General features: G+C 63.9%; 4 protein-coding genes. All 4 read left to right on the top strand.

From position 1 onward, the window contains the following. Window positions 1-88: 88 nt before the first annotated feature. Complete coding sequence (locus tag H5T60_12310) at window positions 89-1,309, top strand: NAD(P)/FAD-dependent oxidoreductase (protein ID MBC7243216.1); 1,221 nt, start codon at window positions 89-91, stop codon at window positions 1,307-1,309. 36 nt (window positions 1,310-1,345) lie between these two features. Further along, the gene (locus tag H5T60_12305; protein ID MBC7243215.1) at window positions 1,346-2,290 is read left to right on the top strand and encodes a ferritin-like domain-containing protein; all 945 of its coding nucleotides are present in this window, start codon (window positions 1,346-1,348) and stop codon (window positions 2,288-2,290) included. 33 nt (window positions 2,291-2,323) lie between these two features. Next, window positions 2,324-3,097 (top strand): bacteriocin family protein, encoded by a 774-nt coding sequence (locus tag H5T60_12300; protein MBC7243214.1) that lies wholly within the window; start codon window positions 2,324-2,326, stop codon window positions 3,095-3,097. A gap of 85 nt (window positions 3,098-3,182) precedes the next feature. After that, window positions 3,183-4,097, top strand: coding sequence for a magnesium/cobalt transporter CorA (corA, locus tag H5T60_12295; protein MBC7243213.1), 915 nt, complete (start codon window positions 3,183-3,185; stop codon window positions 4,095-4,097). Window positions 4,098-4,108 lie beyond the last annotated feature (11 nt).

Here is a 4,108-nt window from a genome sequence, read left to right as displayed (position 1 = left end):
AACGGATGCCCAGGGTGCGGGATGCGCGGTCGGACGTGTCCCGCACCCCACTCCACGGAACCATGCAGACTCCAGGAGGGCTTGCCTCATGCGCTATGTGATCATTGGGCAGGGGGTGGCCGGCGTCAACGCCGCCCGCAGTCTCGCCCAGGTCCGCTCCAACGATGACGAAATCCATATCTATACCGATGAGCAATACCTGTACTATCCCCGGCCGCGCCTGCCGGCGTTCCTGGCCGGCGAGCTCACCCTCGATGAGCTGATCCTGTACCCGGCCGAGTGGTACGAGAAGCGCGGCATCCAGGTGCATCTCGGCCAGGCGGTCACCGCGGTGGACCCCGGGTCCCGACATATCACCCTGGCGGACGGCCGGCGGGTGGAATATGACCGCCTCCTGCTGGCCAACGGCAGTCGCCCCAATGTCCCGCCCATCAAGGGTGCGGACAAGAAGGGCGTTTTCACCCTGCGCACCATCGCCAATGCCCTGGAAATCCAGGCCTTCGCCCGCACGGCCGAGCGCGCGGTGGTCATCGGCGGGGGGCTGTTGGGTCTGGAAGCGGCGAGAGCGATCAGCGCCCTCGGGCCGCAGGTCACGGTGGTGGAGTTCTTCGAGCGCCTGCTCCCCCGCCAGCTTGACTTCGACGGGGCGCGGGTGCTCCAGCGCGAGATGGAGCGCTTCGGGCTGACCATCATCACCGGCGCCGCCACGGAGGAGATCCTCGGCGACGGCGCAGTGCGCGGCATCCGGCTGAAAGACGGCCGGGAGTTCCCCGGCGAGATGGTGATCATCTCCGCCGGCATCCGCCCCAACACCGAGCTGGCCGCGGCCGCCGGCATCCAGGTCAATCGCGGCGTGGTGGTGGATAACGCCATGCGCACCTCCGCCGAGGATATCTGGGCGGCCGGCGATGTGGCGGAGTTCGAGGGGCGCATCTGGGGCATCGTGACCGCGGCGACGGAACAGGCGCGCGTCGCGGCCGCCAATATGGCCGCGCCGGCGGGCGAGACGCCGGCGACCTACGTGGACATCATCCCGTCCAACACCCTGAAGGTGGTGGGCATTGACCTCACCTCCATCGGGCTGGTGAACCCCGAGGGGGATGGCTATGAGGAAGTGCGGCGTGTGGACGAGGCCGCCGGCCGTTATGAAAAACTGGTGCTCAAGGACGGCCGCATCGTCGGCGCCATCCTGCTGGGCAATAAAGACAAGGTGCGGCCGGTCACCGAAGCTATCACCCGCAAAATCGATGTCTCCGCGCATAAAGAGGCGCTGTTGGACGATGCGTTCGATTGGAATTCCCTTTTGTGATGACGAGGGAATTCACACTTCGTGTGAGGGAGGGATATGGACAAGGAAAAGATCATCGCAATGCTGCAGAAGGATATGGAAGACGAGCATGCCGCCATCATCCAGTACCTACAGCATGCCTATGCCTTTGGCGAAGGGGAGCTGGCGGCAGAGCTAGAGGCCATTGCCCGCGAGGAAATGCAGCATTTCCGCTGGCTGGCGGAGCTCGTGGTGGCGCTGGGCGGAAAGCCCAGCATGGCGCGGGGCGAGGTAGTATTCGACGGCCCTAAGGTGGTGGATATGCTCCAGGCCGATGTGGAGGCGGAGCAAAGGGCCATTGACCAGTATCTGACCCATATGGCGCTTATTGATGATCCGGAAATTGTAGGAGTCCTGCGGCGTATCGTGGCGGATGAGCGTGCTCATATGGGCAAGTTCGAGAAATACGCCGGCGAACAGGACCCCGAAGCCGAAGTCCGCATGGAGCCGGTCATCACCGAGACCGACCGCCCCAAGGCGGAATATCTCCAGAAAGACCTGAAGCATGAGTACACCGTCGTGCTCCAGTACCTGGCCCATGCCTTCATGACGCCGCACTGCGAGGTCGAACACGAGATGGAATGGCAGGCCATCGAGGAAATGCGCCACATGGGCTGGCTGGCCGAGGAGATGGAATCGCTGGGCACCCGCGCCGAGATGGTGCATGATCCGCTGATCCTGCCGGATGCGACGGCGGAGATGCTCCAGGCCGACATCGCCATCGAGAAGGAGGTGTCCTCCGAGTACCGCCGGCAGGCCGTCGCCCTGGGCGAGTCCGACCTGGCCGACCTGCTTGAGCGCATCGCCGGCGAGGAGGACCATCACGTGGTGGTCTTCTCCAAGCTGTTGGAGGAAGTGGAAGAAGCCGAAAAGCCGGCCCAGCCGGCGGCCAAGCCGACCTCGTCGGCCGGCGCCAAACCCGGCTTCACCGTTGGGAGCCTGTTGGGCAAACCGCAGAAGTAGCGCAAGCCACCGAGAACATCAGGAGGTATACCGATGACCGATTTGCTGCTGCGCGAGAACGCCCCGTTCGATGCGTCTTTCTGGCAGATGATTGACGAGGAGGTGCGCGCCGTGGCCTCCCAGCATCTGGTGGGCCGGCGCTTTCTTCATCTCGTCGGCCCGCTGGGCGCCGGCGCACTGGGTGTGCCGGTCTCCCATCTGGATGTGGAGGGTGCGCCGCGCGTGGCGGGCCGCGAGCTGGTGCCCTTCACCACGCTGAGCAAAGAGTTCGTGCTGGCCTGGGAGGATTTCACCACGGCGGAGCAGTTCGGTCTTCCGCTGGAGTTGGGGCCAGTGGCTATCGCCACCATCCAGTTGGCCGCCGAGGAAGATGGGCTGATCTTCGCCGGCCTGCGCCAGGCCAAGGGCACTCATCACGTCTCCTTGGAGAAATGGTCGGAGAGCGGCGGTGCCCTGGCCACGGTGAGCGCCGCGCTGGAGAAGCTGATGAGCGCCGGCATCTACGGGCCTTACGTCTTGGTGCTGAGCGCCCCGCTGTACGCCCAGGCACAGCGCATCATGGCCAACACCGATGAGCTGGAGATGGAGTTCATCGAGGAGCTGGTGGGTAAGGTGTACTTCTCGCCCCATCTGCCGGCGAAGGAGGGTTTCCTCATCGCCAACGCGCCCTATCACCTCGACCTGGCGTTGGCGATGGATATGAGCGTCTCCTATATAGGGAATGAGGGCCTGGATCACCGCTTCCGCCTTTTGGAGCGCATCGCCCTGCGGTTGAAGCACCCGCAGGCGGTCTGTGTGCTGAAATAACCTCTCGCGGGGATGGGCCGGCTGGCGAACCCCGCCGCTCCTGCCAGCCGGCCCATGCCGCACCATCTCGAACGGGAGAGCCGCAATGGCACTGCAGGCCGTGACCGAGGCCGGCAGCATGTGGGTGCACATCGCGCCCTTGTCTTCGGAAGACCTGGAGTATCTGCGCCGGCATTTCCGCTTTCATCCTCTCGACCTGGAAGACCTGACCAGCCGGACCGAACACCCCAAGCTGGATATCTACGACGATTACTTCTTTGCGGTGATGCACTTTCCGGTCTACAACACCACGCACCGCTTCAGCGCGCCCTGCGAACTGCACTGCTTCGTCGGGGCCAATTATGTGGTGACGGTGCATGACGGCCGGCTGAAACCGGTGGATGACCTCTTCGCGGAGTGTCAGCGCAACCCCGTCCTGCGCCAGGATGTGTTGGGGAAGGGCGCCGGCCGGCTGTTCTATGTCATCCTCGACCGGCTGGTGGATTACATCTTCCCCATGCTGGGCAGAGTAGGCGGGGAGATATCCGAGATCGAGGAAGAGCTGTTCAGCGCCGACATGGGGGAGCTGATCACGCGCATCGCCTACCTGCGGCGTGACATTATCACTCTGCGAAGCATCCTTCAGCCGCAGAAGATGGTCATCAGCCACTTAGAGGCAGGGCGGTTCCCGTTTTTGCCGGCGGAAATGCGGGCCTATTTCGGCGACATCCTGGACGGCTTCACCCGGGCGCTGGACCTGGTGCAGAACTATCATGAGGTCATCCAGAGCCTGAGCGATACCAGCATGGCCCTGACGTCCTACCGCATCAACGAGGTGATCCGCATCCTGACCATCATCTCGGTCATCCTGCTTCCGCTGAGCCTGATCAGCGGGATTTACGGCATGAATATCGCCCTGCCGCTGGCCGATTCCCCCTGGGCGTTCCTGGTGATCTTGGGCTGGATGGCGCTGGTCGCCGGCATCATGCTGGCCTTTTTCCGCCGGCGCGGCTGGCTGTGACAAAGCGGCCC

This window comes from Anaerolineae bacterium, from assembly GCA_014360855.1.
Taxonomy (GTDB): domain Bacteria; phylum Chloroflexota; class Anaerolineae; order JACIWP01; family JACIWP01; genus JACIWP01.
Note: the sequence above shows the minus strand (reverse complement) of the source record. Positions and strands in the feature narration are given on the sequence as shown.

Excerpts from the sequence above, each read along its gene's own strand:
- H5T60_12310 (MBC7243216.1), top strand. The coding sequence starts at position 89 with ATGCGCTATGTGATCATTGGGCAGGGGGTGGCCGGCGTCAACGCCGCC.
- H5T60_12305 (MBC7243215.1), top strand. The coding sequence starts at position 1,346 with ATGGACAAGGAAAAGATCATCGCAATGCTGCAGAAGGATATGGAAGAC.
- H5T60_12300 (MBC7243214.1), top strand. The coding sequence starts at position 2,324 with ATGACCGATTTGCTGCTGCGCGAGAACGCCCCGTTCGATGCGTCTTTC.
- corA (MBC7243213.1), top strand. The coding sequence starts at position 3,183 with ATGGCACTGCAGGCCGTGACCGAGGCCGGCAGCATGTGGGTGCACATC.